Here is a 16,601-nt window from a genome sequence, read left to right on the forward strand (position 1 = left end):
TCCTCGGTGTGGGTGGGGACTGTGGTTCTGGGTGGTCGGTGTTTCGGGTGGCTTGAAGTTGTGGGCGGACAGTGAGCGGGTTTAGCTGGGGCCATCCGCAGCTAGAAGATGCGCATGGTGTAGTTGCTGCTGGGCAGGTCCAGTGCGGACCAGTCCCGGACCGAGTGTTCGGGAGGCGTGTGGCCGCGGCCATCCCGCAGAATGGCGCCGACCGTGGCGGCAGCTGCAATGAGGACCAGGACAAGAAGGGCGATTCCGAAGATTTCCATGTCTCCATGGTTCTCCCGCGGAAGCACCGAAAGAAGTGGCAGAAATGCCTAAAAAGTACAAATTTCTGCCATACTGGAAACATGCTCAAAACAGTGGCAATCATTGCGGTTCCCAACTTCTCGATCTTCGAGTTCGGTACCGCCTTTGAAGTGTTTGGCATCGACCGTTCGGACCGGGGAACAGGCGTGCCGCAGTTCGACTTCCGCGTGTGCACTCCGGTGCCCGGCGAAGTTCCGCTGAAATCCGGCCTCACCATGAACGTCGGCCTAGGCCTGGAAGCCGCCGCCGATGCCGACCTGGTGATCATGGCGCCCTACGGCCGGGAGGAAGATGTTCCCGAGTCCGTCCTCGATGCCCTCCGGGCGGCGCACAGCCGCGGCGCCTGGGTGATGTCGATCTGCTCCGGCGCGTTTGCGCTGGCGCGGGCCGGGATCCTGGACGGACGCCGGTGCACCACCCACTGGCATTACTCGGAAGAACTGGCCGCCCAGTACCCCAATGTCCTGGTCGACGAGAACGTCCTCTACGTGCAGGACGGACAGATCATCTCCAGCGCCGGAACAGCCGCGGGCATCGACGCCTGCCTGCATCTGGTGAGGATCGAATTCGGGGCGGCCGTGGCGGCCGCCATCGCCAGGGACATGGTAGTTCCGCCGCACCGCGACGGTGGTCAGGCCCAGTTCATCGACCGGCCCATGCCCGAGTGCGGCTCCCAGCCCATGGAGGAACTCCTCCGATGGATGGTGGCGAACCTGGATGAGGAACATCCCGTCCAGGAGCTGGCCGCCCGCGTGCACATGTCGCCGCGCACCTTTGCCCGGCGCTTCCGCGCTGAAACAGGAGCCACCCCGGCTGCATGGCTCAATTCCCAGCGGGTGCTGCGCGCACAGGAGCTCCTGGAGTCCACGGAACTGAACATAGACGAGGTGGCGCGGCAATCAGGGTTTGGCCATCCCGTGCTGCTCCGGCACCACTTCGCCAAGGTGCTGGACACGAGTCCGCAGTCCTACCGCCGGGCCTTCCGAGGCCAGATGGCCCCGGCCGGCTAGGCCGAGTCTTCGGCTGCTGCCCGGGTCGACTCCACCAGCACCCGCCAGGGACCGGTGACAGCCGTTTCCGGCAGGGTGGCGCGGCGCTGGCCGGCGCGGATGGAGTACATGAAGCGGTCCGGCTGCCCGTCCGCCGCCTGGCGGGGGTCGTCGACGGCGTCCCATGGGCACGCTTCGACGAGCGGTTGCCAGCGGCTCTTGTCACTGCTCGTGACGGCCAGCACCGTCCAGACACGGGTGAGTGCGGCTATCCCGCCGCTGCGCTCGACTGTGATTTTCATGGCGAGGTTCCCGGGTTTCCGCGGCGGCCGGGAAGCGGAATGTCACAGTCCCGGCGTCGGTTAGAGCTTTACCTTCACAGTCTCCCACGCCCCGCGCACCGCGTCATGCTCTGCCGACTCCTCGCCGAACAGTTCCTTGGCCGTCGCAGCGGTGGCTTTGGCGAAGGCTGTGAAGGTGCTGGTCGGGCTCAGCGAGCCGCCTGTCAGGGTCTCGTACCAGATCTGCCCGGGCGCTTCCCACGCGTTCCCGCCCAGGGTCTGGGCGACGACGCAGAACGCCCGGTTCGGGATGCCGGAGTTGATGTGGACCCCGCCGTTGTCCGCCCTGGTGCGGACATAGGAGTCCATGGAGTCCGGTTGCGGGTCCTTGCCAAGGACGTCGTCGTCGTATGCGGTTCCCGGTGCCTTCATGGAGCGCAGGGCGGACCCTTCGACTTGCTGCGTGAACAGCCCTTCGCCGATCAGCCAGGAGGCTTCGGCTGTGGTCTGCTTCCGGAAATACTGCTCCACGAGTGCGCCGAAGACGTCGGACACCGACTCGTTGATGGCCCCGGCCTGGTTGCGGTAGGCGAGCCCGGCCGAAAACTGCGTCACGCCGTGGGCCAGTTCGTGGCCGATCACGCTGAGAGACCTCGTGAACCGCTCGAACACCTCCCCGTCGCCATCGCCGAACACCATCTGCTGGCCGTCCCAAAAAGCGTTGTCGTACATTCTGCCGAAGTGGACAGTAGCGTTCAGCGGCATTCCCGCGCCATCGATGGAGTTCCGCCCGAAGGCGTCCGCGTAGAGGATGTGCGTATGGCCCAGGCCGTCGTAGGCCTCGTCGACGGCGGGGTCGCCCGTAACGGCGTCGCCCTCTTTCCGGACAACCTGCCCGGGCAGCGACTCGCCGGACTTGGCGTCAAAGACGGACCTGTTGACCGGGGCGGGCTCCAGTTGCCTGATGCCGGCAGGGGCGGACGGCGCCGCCGCGCGGCCCGCGTGCACAGCCCCGACGTGAAGGAGGGCTTCCTTGGCGGCGCGGGCAACGGCCGAGAACCTGGGTGACTTTTGGGCAGCCAGGCGGCGAAGGATGTACGGCGGAACGATTGAACAGACCATGCCACTCACACTACGAACGGCCTCTGACATTCTGCGTCAGGCGCACTGGAGACACAGAAAACCCCCGTCCGCTTTCAGTAAGCGGCGGGGGTTTCTTCTGTGCCCTCGATAGGATTCGAACCTACGGCCTTCTGCTCCGGAGGCAGACGCTCTATCCCCTGAGCTACGAGGGCATCCAGGGATCCTGCCGTTCCCGGCCGGACGTCCTAGAGCTTAGCAGGAAGGTGGGCCGGAACGGAAAACGAAACCCGTTTCCGTGCCCTACATCAGTATCCCGCGAATGAGTCCACGTGGATACGGCGTGCGCCGGCATGCCGCGCGGCGTGCCGCAGCGAGCCGACGCTGGCCGGTGAACCCGAGATGAGAACCCTTCGCTGGCCGATGTCCGGCACCAGCCGTTTCAGTGCGTGACCGTCAAGCCGGGCGCCCGGGGCAAGCAGCGCACCCGCGTCCTCGATGAAGTCCGGCGGCGCCGCTCCGTCGGCAAGCCGGGCAAGGACGCGGGCGCCGGAATCCTCGAGTTCGGCCGCGTAGGCGAGTTCCGACGCGCTCCGGGCGAGGTACAGAAGCACGGTGTCGCGCTCGCGGGCCACCCCACCGGACAGGTGCGCCAGATACGGGGTGATACCGATGCCGGCGGCAATGAGCAGGACCGGCTCCGAACCCTTCGGCAGGATGAAGTCACCCGCCACGGTGGTGGCCGTGAGTTCCTCGCCGGGTTTGAGGGACAGCAGCTTGCGCTTGGCAGCGGAGACGGGGTCAGCAGTGCCGACGCCGATTTTCACATGCTTCGCGTCGGGCGGGCTGGTCAGGCTGAAGACGCGGCGCCTTCCCCGTCCGTCCGGCTTGGGGTGCGGAAGATCCAGTTCGAGGTACTGGCCGGATGAATGGCGGAGCGGGCGCTGGGGACGGAAGACGAATTCCGTCGTCGTCGGCGTAAGCGTGCGGGAGTGGCTGAACAGCAGCCGCACGCTTCCGCGCTGGCCCGCCAGGAACGCCAGCAGGTTGCCCGCCAGCAGTGCCAGCTCGGGGGAGTTGGCCAGGAAGCCAGGATTGAATGGCGTGGCCAGCAGGATTCCGACGACGGCGGCCATCGCCAGCTGCTGCCAGCGCCGGGGCGGCAGGGTGAGCGGTTCGGTGAGCATGAATCCGGCAAAAAACAGTACCGGGCCCTGCGCCAGGGTTTGCCACACGGCACTTCCGAAGTCGGTGCCGGAAGGCATTTGCACCGCGGCCGCAACGCCGGTTGCCACCAGGATAAAGACTGTGGCCATAAGCGTTTTACGGGTCCGGTAGAGCACCAGCAGGACGCCCGGGACCAAAAGCCAGAGCATGGCAGGTGTGCCGGCCCACCACGTGGCGATGTTGAGCCCGGTCAACCCGGTGATGAAGGCCCCGGCGGCCGCGGGGTTGAATACATGGCGGCCGCGCCAGGCGAGGGCGTACTTGGAGGCTGACGCCAGGACGCAGGCCAGTGCCACGCCGGCCAGGTCCATCGGCGCAAAGGCCGGGCCGAGCTGACTGGGCCAGAACAGGAAGTAAAGCAGGAGTCCCGTGATCAGCGAGGATTCCGAATGCGGCTGTACCTTGAACAGCACGGCCAGGGCGCGGTTGGAAACGTACGTCAGCCCCAGGCAGAGAGCCAGGTGGGCGAGCATGTTCGGAATACCGAAGGTCAGCCAGCCGAGGGCGTCGAGCAGGAGACTGTAGGCGGCCAGCACGGCAAGCACCAACAGCACCAGCCTGTACATCGTGAACCGGCCCAGGTACGCGTCCAGCGCGGTGCCGAGTGAGGCCTGCTGCCGGGAGGTGGTTGAACTCATGTGAACAGCCTTCCTTCGAATTCCGCGGAGTACTCCGCACTGCCGTTGGAAAATACCTTGAGCCAGGAAAAACGGAAATGCCGTTCCAGGTCCTCGGCCGGAACCAGGAACAGGGCGGTGGCGAGGGCGTCAGCCTCCATGGCTGTGTCCGCCTGGGCCCACGCGGCCACGACCGTCCTGACCGGCGCCCCGGTGGTGCCGTCCAGGACATGATGGAGTCCGTCTCCCCAAGCCCGCCGGTTCGACGCCGAAGCGCAGAGGGCGCCAGACCCCAGCGGCACAGTTCCTATCGCCTTAGTGGCGTCATACGGATGCTCCAGCGCCACCTGCACCGGCTCCTGTCCGCCGTTCAGCAGGTCCCCGCTGGCGTCAATGAAGAAGTCCGGAACACCGTGGCTCCTTAGCTGTTCGGCCAGAAGGTCCACGAGCTGGCCCTTGCCCGCCGCGCCGATGTCCAGCACCACCGGGGCAGTGGTGCGCAGCGACGTTCCGTCCCATGCCAGCACGTCGTCCCAGGCGGGGGGAGCCGCAGCTTCCCCGCGGGGCTGCAGGGAATAGTGCGGATCATAGCCCAGCCGCTCAAGGCTTTCACCGATGAGGGGCGTCACGGCGCCGCCGCTGAGCGTGTAGAGCTGCCGGTAGAGCGCCGCCAGGCCCGCGGCTTCGGGCGGCAGCTGGTACTGCCCCGGCGCCACGGACATCCGGGCCACCAGGGAGTCCTCCCGGAACCTGGACCACGTGGAGTCGTAGCGCTCCACTTCGGCCAGCACTGAGCTGCGCAGCGCCGGGGGCAACGCGGCAGGAGTGGAAATTTCCCAGCTGGTGCCGATGCCGTCAAAACGGAAGCCCTGCCAGCCCGGATGCGGCATGGCAGCCGGCTACAGGGCCTGGGCCTTGATGGCTTCGACCGCCTGGTTGAAGCCGCCGCTGGTCAGGGAGGAGCCGGCCACCTTGGAGACGTTGATCTCATCCAGGCTCTTGCCCACCACCTGGTCAGCGATGCCGCCGGCGAACTCGCCCTGGAACTTCCGCGTGTTGGGATTGGACGGGTGCTGGGTGATCTCCACCGCGGACACATTGCCGCCGGCCAGCGTCAGCTGAACGCCCACGGTCTCAGTGCCGTTGGGGGACTTGTAGTTGCCGTCCGCGCTGTAGGTCCCGTCCTTGTAACCGGCTGCGGCGCCCGCCGAGGAGCCGGTTGCCGCCGACCCGGTTGCCGACGCAGAAGCGCCCGCCGAGTGCTCGGTGTCCTGCGCGGCGGGCTGCTGGGCCGACGGCGCGCAGCCGGCCACCGTTCCGGCAAGGGACAGGCCGGCCACGCCGGCGAAAACAGTCTTGCGGAGTGAAGGCTTCACAGGGTCTCTTTTCGTGGTGCGGGCACTTTAGGGACAGCGTTGTGGTTCGGTGTTGATGTTTCAACAATTTCGCCGGTGAGTAAAGGCTAAGGGGTTTTCCTGTGAATTTCCCTGCCATTTGCTGTGACACCGAGGGGCCACCCGGCCCCTGCCGGATTCCGCGCGGCGACGGGCTCCCCGGTAGTCTAGGAGTGTGACTCCCGAAGAACTCTCCCTCGCAATATCCGCCTGCCTGAAAGACGCCGTTGCCGCCGGCGACATCGCCCTTGCCGAGGCGGCGATACCGGACTCCGTCCTGGTGGAGCGTCCGAAGAACCGGGAGCACGGCGACTGGGCCACCAACATCGCCCTGCAGCTGGCAAAGAAGGCCGGAACCAACCCGCGCGAATTCGCCACGCTGCTCAGCGCGCGGCTCAAGGACATCAACGGCGTCGACGGCGTGGAAATCGCCGGTCCCGGCTTCCTTAACATCACGGTTGACGCGGCCGCCGCCGGAGCGCTGGCCAAAGCCATCGTCGAAGCGGGCAGCGAGTACGGCACCAACGCCGCGCTTGCCGGCCACACCGTCAACATGGAGTTTGTCTCCGCCAACCCCACCGGTCCGCTGCACATCGGACACACGCGCTGGGCTGCCCTGGGTGACTCGATCGCCAGGGTGCTTCGCGCCTCGGGTGCCGACGTCACCGCCGAGTACTACATCAACGACGCCGGCTCCCAGATGAACGTCTTCGCCAACTCGGTGCTGTCGCGCCTGCATGGCCGCGACGTGCCTGAGGGCGGCTACCCGGGCGAATACATCCGCGACTTGGGCCACGATGTCCTGACCCGCCACCCGGACATCCGCGAACTGACCGATGCCGCGGCGCTGCCCGTGATCCGGGCCGCGGCCTACGAGGCGCAGCTCAAGGACATCAAGGACACCCTGGCCGACTTTGGGGTCGCCTTCGACGTGTTCTTCTCCGAGCAGGAACTTCACGACGCCGGCGCGATCGAAAGTGCCGTTGCCCGCCTTCGCGAGCAGGGCCACGTGTTCGACGACGGCGGTGCCGTCTGGCTGCGCACCACCGACTTCGGTGATGACAAGGACCGCGTCATGATCCGTGCGAACGGCGAACCGACATACTTCGCCGCCGATGCCGCGTACTACCTGTCCAAGAAGGACCGCGGCTACACGGAAAAGATCTACCTCCTGGGAGCCGACCACCACGGCTACATCAACCGGCTCAAGGCCATCGCCGCCGCGGCCGGCGACGACCCCGAGGTCAACATCGAGGTCCTGATCGGCCAGCTGGTCTCCGTCAACGGCGCCAAGCTCTCCAAGCGCGCCGGCAACATCATTGAGCTCAAGGACCTGATCTCCTGGCTGGGAACGGACGCGGTCCGCTACTCCCTGGCACGCTTCCCGGCCGACTCCCCGCTCACGCTGGACCCCGAGCTGCTGAAGAAGCACTCCAACGAGAATCCCGTCTTCTACGTGCAGTACGCACATGCCCGCTCCCGCGGCACCGCGCGCAACGCCGTGGCTGCCGGAGTGGACCGGAGCGCCTTCGACGCCTCTCTGCTGGACCACGCCACGGAGAACGAACTGCTGTCCTACCTGGGCAGCTACCCCTCCATCGTGGCCAAGGCAGCCGAGCTGCGCGAGCCGCACCGCGTGGCCCGGCACCTTGAGGTCATCGCCGGCGCCTACCACCGCTGGTATGACGCCTGCCGGGTGGCGCCCATGGGCGACGAACCCGTCACGGACACCAACCGCACCAGGCTGTGGCTCAATGACGCCACCAGCCAGGTGCTGGCCAACGGACTCGAACTGCTGGGCGTTTCGGCGCCGGAACGGATGTGATCGGCGTGCAGGAAACCAGCAGCAGTGCTGCCTTCAAGAACCCCGCCGCCGGCAGCACCGCCTCGCCGCTGGCTCCGGAGTGGCTGGCCGTCCCCGCGGACCTCAACGCCCTCCACACGCCCGTGTGGGCCGGCGGCGTGGAACGGAACGCCGGCGGCGAACTGGCCATTGACGGCATCCCCGTCAGCAACCTCAAGGAACAGTTCGGCACGCCCCTTTTCGTCATGAGCGAATCGGACTTCCGAGCGCGCGCCCGCGCCTTTAAAGATGCGTTCGACGAAGCTTTTGCCGACATCTGCGGGGGAGTGGATGTCTACTACGCCGGCAAGTCATTCCTCTGCACCGCCGTAGCGACCTGGGTAGCCGAAGAAGGGCTGCGGCTGGACACGTGTTCCGGCGGTGAACTTGCCGTCGCCGCCCGTGCCGGCATCGACGGCGCCAACCTGTCCCTGCATGGCAACAACAAGTCCGACGCCGAGATCAACCGGGCGCTGGACATGAACCTCGGCCGCATCGTAGTGGACAGCCTGGACGAGTTGGAGCGCGTGGCCAAGATCGCCTCCGGCCGCGGGGAGACCGCCAAGGTCATGCTGCGGCTGACGCCCGGCGTGCACGCCCACACCCACGAGTTCATCGCCACCGCCCACGAGGACCAGAAATTCGGCCTCTCCATGGCCGGGGATACGACCGACGAAGCAGGCCTGTCCGCCGCTGAGGAAGCCGTCGCCGCGGCAACGTCGTACGACAGCGTGGAGCTGCTGGGCCTGCACTGCCACATCGGTTCGCAGATCTTCGAGCCGGACGGCTTTGCGCTGGCCGCGCAGAAGCTCCTGACCTTCCTGGCCGCGGTGCAGGCCAAGTACTCCATCACCCTTCCCGAGCTTGACCTCGGCGGCGGCTACGGCATCGCCTACACGCCGGTGGACACGCCCCGCCCGGCAGCCGACATCGCGCAGGCGATGGCCGCCGTCGTACGTTCCAAGTGCTCCGAACTGGGCATCACCGCACCCCGGATTTCCATCGAGCCCGGCCGTGCCATCGTGGGCAGCAGCACCTTCACGCTGTACGAGGTAGGCACGCTGAAAACCGTCCGCGTGGACGCTCCGGCCGATGGCGACGGCGCAGCCGGTGAAAATACTGCTAAAAACGTTACGCACCCGCGCCGCTATGTGTCAGTGGACGGCGGTATGAGCGACAACGCCCGTCCGGTGCTGTACGACGCGGATTATTCGGCCATTCTCGCGTCGCGGACCTCCGCTGCGGCCCCGCAGCTGTCCCGCGTAGTGGGCAAACATTGCGAGAGCGGCGACATAGTTGTTAGAGATGTATATCTGCCCGAGGACGTGGCAGCCGGTGATCTGCTCGCTGTACCGGGGACCGGCGCCTACTGCTGGGCCCTGTCAAGCAACTACAACTATCTGGCCCGGCCGGGCGTTGTCGCTGTGCGCAACGGAGCTCCCCGGCTGATTGTCCGCGGGGAAACCGAAGAAGATTTGCTGAACCGCGACATGGGAGCCTGAATGACCGAATTGCGAACCCTGAAAGTGGCCCTGCTGGGCTGTGGCAACGTCGGGGCTCAGGTGGCGCGGATTCTGATTGACGACGCCGGCACCCTGGCGCCGCGCACCGGCGCCCGCCTGGAACTGGCCGGCATCGCGGTGCGGAACCTCGACGCCGAGCGCGAGGTGGACCTCCCGCGTGACCTCTTCACCACAGACGGTGAAACGCTGGTCAAGGAGGCCGACCTCGTCATCGAGCTGATGGGCGGCATCGAGCCCGCCCGCTCGCTGATCCTCTCCGCCATCCAGAACGGCGCCAGCGTGGTCACGGGCAACAAGGCCCTGCTTGCCGCCGACGGTCCCGCACTCTACGAAGAGGCGGACAAGGCGGGCGTCGAGCTGTCCTACGAAGCAGCCGTCGCAGGCGCCATCCCCATCCTGCGCCCCATCCGCGACAGCCTCTCAGGTGACCGCATCACCCGTGTGCTGGGCATCGTCAACGGCACCACCAACTTCATCCTTGACCAGATGGACTCCACCGGCGCGCAGTTCGCCGACGCACTCGCCGAGGCCCAGCGCCTCGGCTACGCCGAGGCTGACCCGACGGCCGACGTCGAGGGCCACGACGCCGCCGCCAAGGCCGCCATCCTGGCATCCTTGTCCTTCCACACCCGCTTCGACCTGGAGAACGTCTACTGCGAGGGCATCACCGGCGTCAGCGCCGCCGACATCGCCGCCGCCAAGGAAGCGGGCTTTGTCATCAAGCTGCTGGCCATCGCCGAGAAGATCGGTAACGGCGACGGCAGCGAGGGCGTTTCCGTGCGCGTCCACCCGACCCTCCTGCCGCGCGAACACCCGCTGGCAGCCGTCCGCGGTGCGTTCAATGCTGTTTTTGTCGAGGCGGAGAACGCCGGCGAGCTGATGTTCTACGGTCAGGGTGCCGGCGGAACCCCGACGGCGTCTGCCGTACTGGGCGACCTCGTCTCGGCGGCACGCCGGATCGTCCTGGGCGGCCCCGGACGCATCGAGTCCACCACCGGCCACGTCCCGGCGCTGCCGATCGATGCCGCGACCACCAGCTACTACATCGGCCTGGACGTTGCGGACCAGCCCGGCGTGCTGGCAAAGATCGCCCAGCTGTTCGCCGAGCACGGCGTCTCCATCGAAATCATGCGCCAGACCATCCACCGCGATGCCGACTCCAACGTGGAATCGGCCGAGCTGCGGATCGTCACCCACCGCGCAAGCGAAGCTGCACTGGCAGCAACCGTCGAGGCCGTGAAGGGCCTTGACGTGATCAATTCCGTTACATCCGTACTGCGGGTAGAAGGAGCTTAAGTGGCTCACCAATGGCGCGGTGTCATCCGCGAATACGCTGACCGTCTGCCCGTAACGGCGGCCACCAGGGTCATCACTCTCGGCGAGGGCGGCACGCCCCTGGTTCACGCCCAGAAGCTCTCCGAGCTGACGGGCTCGGACGTCTACCTCAAGGTCGAGGGCATGAACCCCACCGGTTCCTTCAAGGACCGCGGCATGACCATGGCCATGACTGCGGCCGTGGAGGCCGGCGCCAAGGCCGTGGTGTGCGCCTCCACGGGAAACACGTCAGCCTCCGCCGCAGCGTACGCCACCGCCGCCGGCCTGACGTGTGCCGTGCTGGTGCCTGAAGGCAAGATCTCCATGGGCAAGCTGAGCCAGGCCATCGCGCACGGCGCCACGCTCCTGCAGGTGGACGGCAACTTCGACAACTGCCTCGATATCGCCCGCAAGCTGGGTGAGTCCTACCCGGTATTCCTGGTCAACTCCGTGAACCCGGCCCGCATCCAGGGCCAGAAGACCGGCGCCTTCGAGATCGTCGACGCCCTGGGCGACGCCCCGGACATCCACGTGCTCCCGGTGGGCAACGCAGGAAACATCACGGCCTACTGGAAGGGCTACAAGGAGTACGCTGCCCCGTTTGAGTCCGAAACGGCCGGCACGCTTGCTGCCGTCGCCACCAAGACGCCGGCCATGTGGGGCTTCCAGGCCGCGGGCGCCGCTCCGTTTGTGGCCGGCCACCCCATCACCGAACCGGACACCATCGCCACCGCCATCCGGATCGGCAACCCCGCCTCCTGGGACGGCGCCATCGCGGCCCGTGACGAGTCCGGCGGATTCATCGATTCCGTCACTGACGAGGAAATCCTCGCCGCCCACCGCTGGCTGTCCTCCCGCGAGGGCGTCTTCGTGGAGCCCGGCTCGGCTGCCGGCGTCGCAGGCCTGCTCAAGAAGCACGCCGCGGGTGAGGTGCCCGCGGGCAAGACCATCGCCATCACTGTCACCGGACACGGCCTCAAGGACCCGCAGTGGGCTCTCAGGACCGAAGACGGCAGTGATGTCCAGCCTGTCAAGGTGTCCAACGACGTCGTGACCGTCGCCGCAGAACTGGGACTGGAAGACAAATAACAGTGGAAACCATGCTGCCGCAGACCGCCCAGCTGCCCGCCATCCAGGCCGGGCAGCAGGTGACGGTCCGGGTACCGGCCACCAGCGCCAACCTCGGTCCCGGCTATGACAGCCTCGGGCTGGCACTGACCCTGCACGACACCCTCACCGTGGAGAGCCTGGACAGCGACGAGCTGGTCTTCGAGCTCAGCGGTGAGGGTGCGGATTCCCTTCCGCGGGACGCCAGCCACCTGGTGGTCAGGGCGATGAATGCCGCCTTCGGGCGACTGGGTTACCGCCACACGGGCCTGAAGATCACGGCGGAAAACGTCGCTCCGCACGGCCGTGGCCTGGGCTCGTCGGCGTCCGCAGTCGTGGCAGCCGTGACCGCGGCCAACGCGCTGCTGCCCGCGGGGGAGCAGCAGGACCGGAACTGGATCCTGCAGCTGACCAGCGAGCTGGAGGGCCACCCGGACAACGTCGCTCCGGCGATCTACGGCGGACTGGCGCTGTCGTGGCAGGACAGTGACCAGTACAGCAGCACGTGCGCCACCGTAGACGCTGCCGTCGTCCCTATCGTGGCAGTGCCGGACTTCGAGCTGTCCACCGAGGCCGCGCGCGCTTTGCTCCCTGCATCCATCGGCCATCATGCGGCCGCGATGAACTCCGGCCGTGCAGCACTTCTGATCCATGCCCTGACGCAGAAGCCTGAATTCCTGCTCGCCGGCACCGAGGACTTCCTGCACCAGAGCTACCGCGCGGAGGCCATGCGGCCCAGTGCGGCCCTTATCCGGGCCCTGCGCGCTGCCGGCCACGCTGCCGTTGTCTCCGGAGCTGGACCCACGGTTCTGGTCCTTGCCAACGGCGAGGCGGAGGCAGCCGCCGTTCTGGAATTCATTGCCTCGTTTACCGAGGCAAACACGCCGGACATCAACTGGCGTGTGATGAAGCTGGCGGTCGACGTCGAAGGTGCTAAAGTGGGAGTGCACCGGCGGTAACACCGCATGCAGTCTCCGCAGTCAGCACCGCATTCACTGAGTCATCACAGCATTCATTGATGCAGCCAGACGGCGACTCTGCAGTCGAGAGGGCCCTGCAGCCAAGAGACCGTGCAGTCACCGACTCCGAAAACGGCCTTAACCGGTCATCGGGTCAGAATCTGCTTCGATCTGCTGCTGCTGCTTCGATCTCTTATTTGCGCGATATTTTCCGGTGCCACCTGCTTGGCCTGGCCAGGAACCTACAGATGTGTTTCTGTTCCCTGAACCGCCAGTCCGCCGCCCCGCCAGCTATGTGGAGCGTTTGAAGGTGATCAGTATCCGGCCCTGCTGGCCGAACTCCAACCGGCAAGGCCGAACATCGCGGCTGCAGATCTGAACTGCAGCCCAGATCCAATCATCGCGTCCAGCTCACAGTCTGGACGCCGTCGAGGGGGAAGGATCCTTCGTGACCGAAACCACTGAGCTGTCGCCAGCTGTGGACATATCATCTTCTGCTTCCGGATCGTTGACGGAAGCGCCCGCCAAGAGCAGCGGCCTTGCCGGCCTGAAGCTCGCCCAACTGCAGGCCCTCGCCAGCCAGCTCGGTATCTCCGGCGGATCCCGCATGCGTAAGGGCGACCTGGTGGCGGCTATTTCCGCGCACCGTGCAGGCACGTCCGCCACCGCCACCAAGGCGCCGGCACGGACCGCCGCAAAGGCCGCTGCAGCAGCCCCGGCTGCCGAAACCGCCGCAGCCCCGGCCGCGGAAGCAGCCGAGGCTCCGGCCCAGGAAACTCGTGCACGTGGCCGCGGCCGCAGCCGCCGGGCAGTGAGCGACGGAATTGTTGCCGCACCCGCGACGGAAACCGCAGCCGAGGCCCCCGCCGCTGAAGCACCGGCCGCTGCCGAGGCACCGGTTGCTGCTTCGGCCCATGGGGCAGCCTCCGCTGAGGCAGAAGGCGCAGAGCGCCGCCAGCCGCGCACCCGCAACCGCCGCCGCGGCGAAGCAGCCGCTGCGGCTCCCGCCGAAGCACCCGCTGCACCCGCTGAAGCTGCCGCAGAGGCACGCGGCGGTGAGGCACGTGGCGCTGAAGCAGGGGGTGCAGACGCACGTGGTGCTGAAGCACGCGGTGCTGAGGCGCGCGAGCAGGCGCCGGAGGGCGAAGCCGGACAGCGCGAACGCCGGGATGCCCGGGGCCGCGGTGGCCGTGACGCCGGCGAAGCTGGCGGACGCGACACCCGCCGTGATGACAGCCGGCGTGACGATAACCGCCGTGACGACAACCGCGACGCCGATGACGACGGCGGCAGCCGCCGCAACCGTCGGAACCGCCGCGACCGGAACGACCGCAATGAGCGTTCGGACAGCCGCGACGGCAGCCGCAACGAACGGTTCCGCGACCGCAACGACCGCCGCCGGGGACGCAGCCAGGGGCCCGACGTCGACGACGTCGAGGTCACCGATGACGACGTGCTGCTGCCGGTGGCCGGCATCCTGGATGTCCTCGAAAACTACGCGTTCATCCGTACGTCCGGTTACCTGCCGGGCCCGAACGACGTGTATGTCTCCCTGGCCCAGGTCAAGAAGTACAACCTGCGCAAGGGCGACGCCGTTGTTGGCGCCATCCGCGCGCCGCGCGACGGCGAGGACCGCGGCCAGCAGTCCGCCCGCCAGAAGTTCAACGCACTGGTCCGCGTCACCTCGGTGAACGGCAAGACGGCCGAGGACCTCAAGGACCGCGTGGAGTTCGCCAAGCTCGTCCCGCTGTACCCGTCCGAGCGCCTGCGCCTCGAGACCGACCCCAAGAAGATCGGCCCCCGCGTCATCGACCTGGTCGCCCCGATCGGCAAGGGCCAGCGTGGCCTGATCGTCTCCCCGCCCAAGGCCGGCAAGACGCTCATCCTGCAGTCCATCGCCAACGCGATCACCACCAACAACCCTGAGGTCCACCTCATGATGGTGCTGGTTGACGAGCGTCCCGAAGAAGTCACGGACATGCAGCGCACCGTCAAGGGTGAGGTCATTGCCTCCACCTTCGACCGTCCCGCCGACGACCACACCACCGTGGCCGAACTCTCCATCGAGCGCGCCAAGCGCCTCGTGGAAATGGGCATGGACGTCGTGGTGCTCCTCGACTCCATGACCCGTCTGGGCCGTGCCTACAACCTGGCAGCGCCGGCCTCCGGCCGCATCCTGTCCGGTGGTGTGGACTCCGCTGCGCTGTACCCGCCGAAGCGGTTCTTCGGTGCTGCCCGCAACATCGAAAACGGCGGCTCGCTGACCATCCTGGCGACGGCACTCGTGGAGACCGGATCCAAGATGGACGAGGTCATCTTCGAAGAGTTCAAGGGCACCGGCAACATGGAGCTCCGCCTGTCCCGCCAACTGGCGGACAAGCGTATCTTCCCCGCCGTGGACGTCAACGCCTCCGGCACGCGCCGCGAAGAAAACCTGCTCTCGGCCGAAGAGGTCAAGATCATGTGGAAGCTGCGCCGCGTCCTCTCCGGCCTTGAGACCCAGCAGAGCCTGGAACTCCTGACCAACAAGATCCGCGAAACCCAGAGCAACGTCGAGTTCCTCATGCAGGTTCAGAAGACGACGCTTGGTGCGAAGTCGGATAACGACAAGTAGCTGGCCTACGCCGCTCAAAACATGCCGGCCCCGCCCCTACGCCGGGTGGCTGACGATCTTCGATCGTTAGCCACCCGGCTCCGGCAGGCCCGAAGCCACTCCCCGGCCGGCATATTTTGAGCGGCTTCGTCGTTAACTCACCGCTTCCTGGCCCGACAGCAACGCGAGGTCAGATACAGCCCGATCGGGTCACCGCATTGGGCGGTAAGTGACCCCGCGTTGCAGTAACTAGACTTGGTTACAAGTCGAAAGAGGTTTGAGAAATGTTTGAGTCCGTACAGGGTCTGTTGGATGAGCATGATTCCATTCAGGCGCAGTTGGGGGATCCGGCTGTTTATGCTGACCAGAAACTGGCGCGGAAGCTCGGGCGGCGGTCTGCTCAGCTGAACGGCATTGTGGAGGCCTACCACAAGTGGCATGCGCTGAACGATGACCTCGCCGCTGCCAAGGAGATGGCAGCCGAGGACCCTGATTTTGCTGCCGAGGTGCCGGAGCTGGAGGAAGCTGTCGAGGTTGCCGCGGCGCGGCTGACGCGGCTGCTGATTCCCCGGGACCCGGACGATGCCCGCAACGTGATCCTTGAGGTCAAGGGCGGCGAAGGCGGCGACGAGGCTGCCCTGTTCGCCGGCGACCTGCTGCGCATGTACACCCGCTACGCGGAGTCCCGCGGCTGGAAAACCGAGATCATCTCCTCCACCGAGTCGGACCTCGGCGGCTACAAGGATGTCCAGGTTGCCGTCAAGGGCAGCTCCAACGATCCCGCCGAAGGTGTCTACGCGCGGCTCAAGTTCGAGGGCGGCGTGCACCGTGTGCAGCGTGTGCCCGTGACCGAATCGCAGGGCCGCATCCACACATCGGCCGCCGGCGTCCTGGTCCTGCCCGAGGTGGATGAGCCGGAAGAGCTCGAGATCAACCAGAACGACCTCAAAATCGACGTGTACCGCTCCTCGGGTCCCGGCGGCCAGTCCGTCAACACCACGGACTCCGCCGTCCGCATCACGCACCTTCCCACGGGCATCGTGGTGGCCATGCAGAACGAGAAGTCCCAGCTGCAGAACCGTGAAGCCGGCATGCGCGTTTTGCGTGCCCGTATCCTGGCGCACCAGCAGGAGCAGATCGACGCCGAGAACTCCGCGCAGCGGAAATCCCAGATCCGCACCATGGACCGGTCTGAGCGGATCCGCACGTACAACTACCCGGAAAACCGGATCGCCGACCACCGCACAGGTTACAAGGCCTACAACCTTGACCAGGTCATGAACGGTGACCTCGAGCCGGTCATCCAGTCCGCAATCGAGATGGACGAGCAGGCGCGGCTGGACGCCATCGGCGACTAGGAGCCGC

General features: G+C 66.6%; 14 protein-coding genes and 1 tRNA gene. 8 read left to right on the forward strand and 7 right to left on the reverse strand.

Going from position 1 to position 16,601, the window contains the following annotated elements:
• Positions 1 to 101 precede the first annotated feature (101 nt).
• Positions 102 to 269, reverse strand: coding sequence for a hypothetical protein (locus tag G9E11_RS00675; RefSeq protein ID WP_190243222.1), 168 nt, complete (start codon positions 267 to 269; stop codon positions 102 to 104).
• Between the two features lie 81 nt (positions 270 to 350).
• Here G9E11_RS00675 and G9E11_RS00680 point away from each other — a divergent pair, with 81 nt between their 5' ends.
• Entirely contained in the window at positions 351 to 1,319 is a 969-nt protein-coding gene (locus G9E11_RS00680; RefSeq protein ID WP_190602073.1) for a GlxA family transcriptional regulator, read from the forward strand.
• Here G9E11_RS00680 and G9E11_RS00685 read toward each other — a convergent pair.
• The 6 genes from G9E11_RS00685 to G9E11_RS00710 all read right to left on the reverse strand — a co-directional run bounded on the left by G9E11_RS00685 (position 1,316) and on the right by G9E11_RS00710 (position 5,879).
• Positions 1,316 to 1,600, reverse strand: a complete 285-nt coding sequence (locus G9E11_RS00685) for a protealysin inhibitor emfourin (protein ID WP_190602074.1) — start codon at positions 1,598 to 1,600, stop codon at positions 1,316 to 1,318. The two genes, G9E11_RS00680 and G9E11_RS00685, sit on opposite strands and share 4 nt — an antisense overlap.
• A gap of 60 nt (positions 1,601 to 1,660) precedes the next feature.
• Positions 1,661 to 2,701 (reverse strand): M4 family metallopeptidase, encoded by a 1,041-nt coding sequence (locus G9E11_RS00690; RefSeq protein ID WP_190602075.1) that lies wholly within the window; start codon positions 2,699 to 2,701, stop codon positions 1,661 to 1,663.
• Between the two features lie 100 nt (positions 2,702 to 2,801).
• A tRNA-Arg gene (locus G9E11_RS00695) sits at positions 2,802 to 2,874 on the reverse strand.
• A 93-nt stretch (positions 2,875 to 2,967) separates the two neighbouring features.
• Positions 2,968 to 4,524 (reverse strand): ferredoxin--NADP reductase, encoded by a 1,557-nt coding sequence (locus tag G9E11_RS00700; RefSeq protein WP_190602076.1) that lies wholly within the window; start codon positions 4,522 to 4,524, stop codon positions 2,968 to 2,970.
• Positions 4,521 to 5,393, reverse strand: coding sequence for an FAD:protein FMN transferase (locus G9E11_RS00705; RefSeq protein WP_190602077.1), 873 nt, complete (start codon positions 5,391 to 5,393; stop codon positions 4,521 to 4,523). The genes G9E11_RS00700 and G9E11_RS00705 overlap by 4 nt, the downstream gene beginning before the upstream one ends.
• A 9-nt stretch (positions 5,394 to 5,402) precedes the next feature.
• Positions 5,403 to 5,879, reverse strand: a complete 477-nt coding sequence (locus G9E11_RS00710; RefSeq protein WP_190602079.1) for an FMN-binding protein — start codon at positions 5,877 to 5,879, stop codon at positions 5,403 to 5,405.
• Between the two features lie 193 nt (positions 5,880 to 6,072).
• Here G9E11_RS00710 and argS point away from each other — a divergent pair, with 193 nt between their 5' ends.
• The 7 genes from argS to prfA all read left to right on the forward strand — a co-directional run bounded on the left by argS (position 6,073) and on the right by prfA (position 16,594).
• Positions 6,073 to 7,722, forward strand: a complete 1,650-nt coding sequence (argS, locus tag G9E11_RS00715) for an arginine--tRNA ligase (protein ID WP_190602081.1) — start codon at positions 6,073 to 6,075, stop codon at positions 7,720 to 7,722.
• Between the two features lie 5 nt (positions 7,723 to 7,727).
• Positions 7,728 to 9,242: a diaminopimelate decarboxylase gene (gene lysA, locus G9E11_RS00720; RefSeq protein WP_190602083.1), complete on the forward strand. Its 1,515-nt coding sequence runs from the start codon at positions 7,728 to 7,730 to the stop codon at positions 9,240 to 9,242.
• Positions 9,243 to 10,559, forward strand: a complete 1,317-nt coding sequence (locus G9E11_RS00725; protein ID WP_190602085.1) for a homoserine dehydrogenase — start codon at positions 9,243 to 9,245, stop codon at positions 10,557 to 10,559.
• Entirely contained in the window at positions 10,560 to 11,666 is a 1,107-nt protein-coding gene (thrC, locus tag G9E11_RS00730; RefSeq protein WP_190602087.1) for a threonine synthase, read from the forward strand. It abuts the gene before it with no gap.
• Between the two features lie 11 nt (positions 11,667 to 11,677).
• Positions 11,678 to 12,643 (forward strand): homoserine kinase, encoded by a 966-nt coding sequence (thrB, locus tag G9E11_RS00735; RefSeq protein WP_190602089.1) that lies wholly within the window; start codon positions 11,678 to 11,680, stop codon positions 12,641 to 12,643.
• Between the two features lie 448 nt (positions 12,644 to 13,091).
• Positions 13,092 to 15,257, forward strand: coding sequence for a transcription termination factor Rho (gene rho / locus G9E11_RS00740; protein ID WP_190602091.1), 2,166 nt, complete (start codon positions 13,092 to 13,094; stop codon positions 15,255 to 15,257).
• A 263-nt stretch (positions 15,258 to 15,520) separates the two neighbouring features.
• Positions 15,521 to 16,594 carry a peptide chain release factor 1 gene (gene prfA, locus G9E11_RS00745; protein ID WP_190602092.1) on the forward strand — a complete coding sequence of 358 codons (1,074 nt, stop codon included), beginning with the start codon at positions 15,521 to 15,523 and terminating at the stop codon, positions 16,592 to 16,594.
• Positions 16,595 to 16,601 lie beyond the last annotated feature (7 nt).

Origin of the sequence: Arthrobacter ipis (assembly GCF_014694315.1) — a bacterium.
GTDB lineage: Bacteria > Actinomycetota > Actinomycetes > Actinomycetales > Micrococcaceae > Arthrobacter > Arthrobacter ipis.

What these genes read in the sequence shown, in the direction of transcription:
- G9E11_RS00690 (WP_190602075.1), bottom strand. Translation starts at nt 2,701, where the DNA reads ATGGTCTGTTCAATCGTTCCGCCGTACATCCTTCGCCGCCTGGCTGCC.
- G9E11_RS00700 (WP_190602076.1), bottom strand. Translation starts at nt 4,524, where the DNA reads ATGAGTTCAACCACCTCCCGGCAGCAGGCCTCACTCGGCACCGCGCTG.
- G9E11_RS00680 (WP_190602073.1), top strand. Translation starts at nt 351, where the DNA reads ATGCTCAAAACAGTGGCAATCATTGCGGTTCCCAACTTCTCGATCTTC.
- G9E11_RS00675 (WP_190243222.1), bottom strand. Translation starts at nt 269, where the DNA reads ATGGAAATCTTCGGAATCGCCCTTCTTGTCCTGGTCCTCATTGCAGCT.
- G9E11_RS00685 (WP_190602074.1), bottom strand. Translation starts at nt 1,600, where the DNA reads ATGAAAATCACAGTCGAGCGCAGCGGCGGGATAGCCGCACTCACCCGT.
- G9E11_RS00705 (WP_190602077.1), bottom strand. Translation starts at nt 5,393, where the DNA reads ATGCCGCATCCGGGCTGGCAGGGCTTCCGTTTTGACGGCATCGGCACC.
- thrB (WP_190602089.1), top strand. Translation starts at nt 11,678, where the DNA reads ATGCTGCCGCAGACCGCCCAGCTGCCCGCCATCCAGGCCGGGCAGCAG.
- G9E11_RS00725 (WP_190602085.1), top strand. Translation starts at nt 9,243, where the DNA reads ATGACCGAATTGCGAACCCTGAAAGTGGCCCTGCTGGGCTGTGGCAAC.
- prfA (WP_190602092.1), top strand. Translation starts at nt 15,521, where the DNA reads ATGTTTGAGTCCGTACAGGGTCTGTTGGATGAGCATGATTCCATTCAG.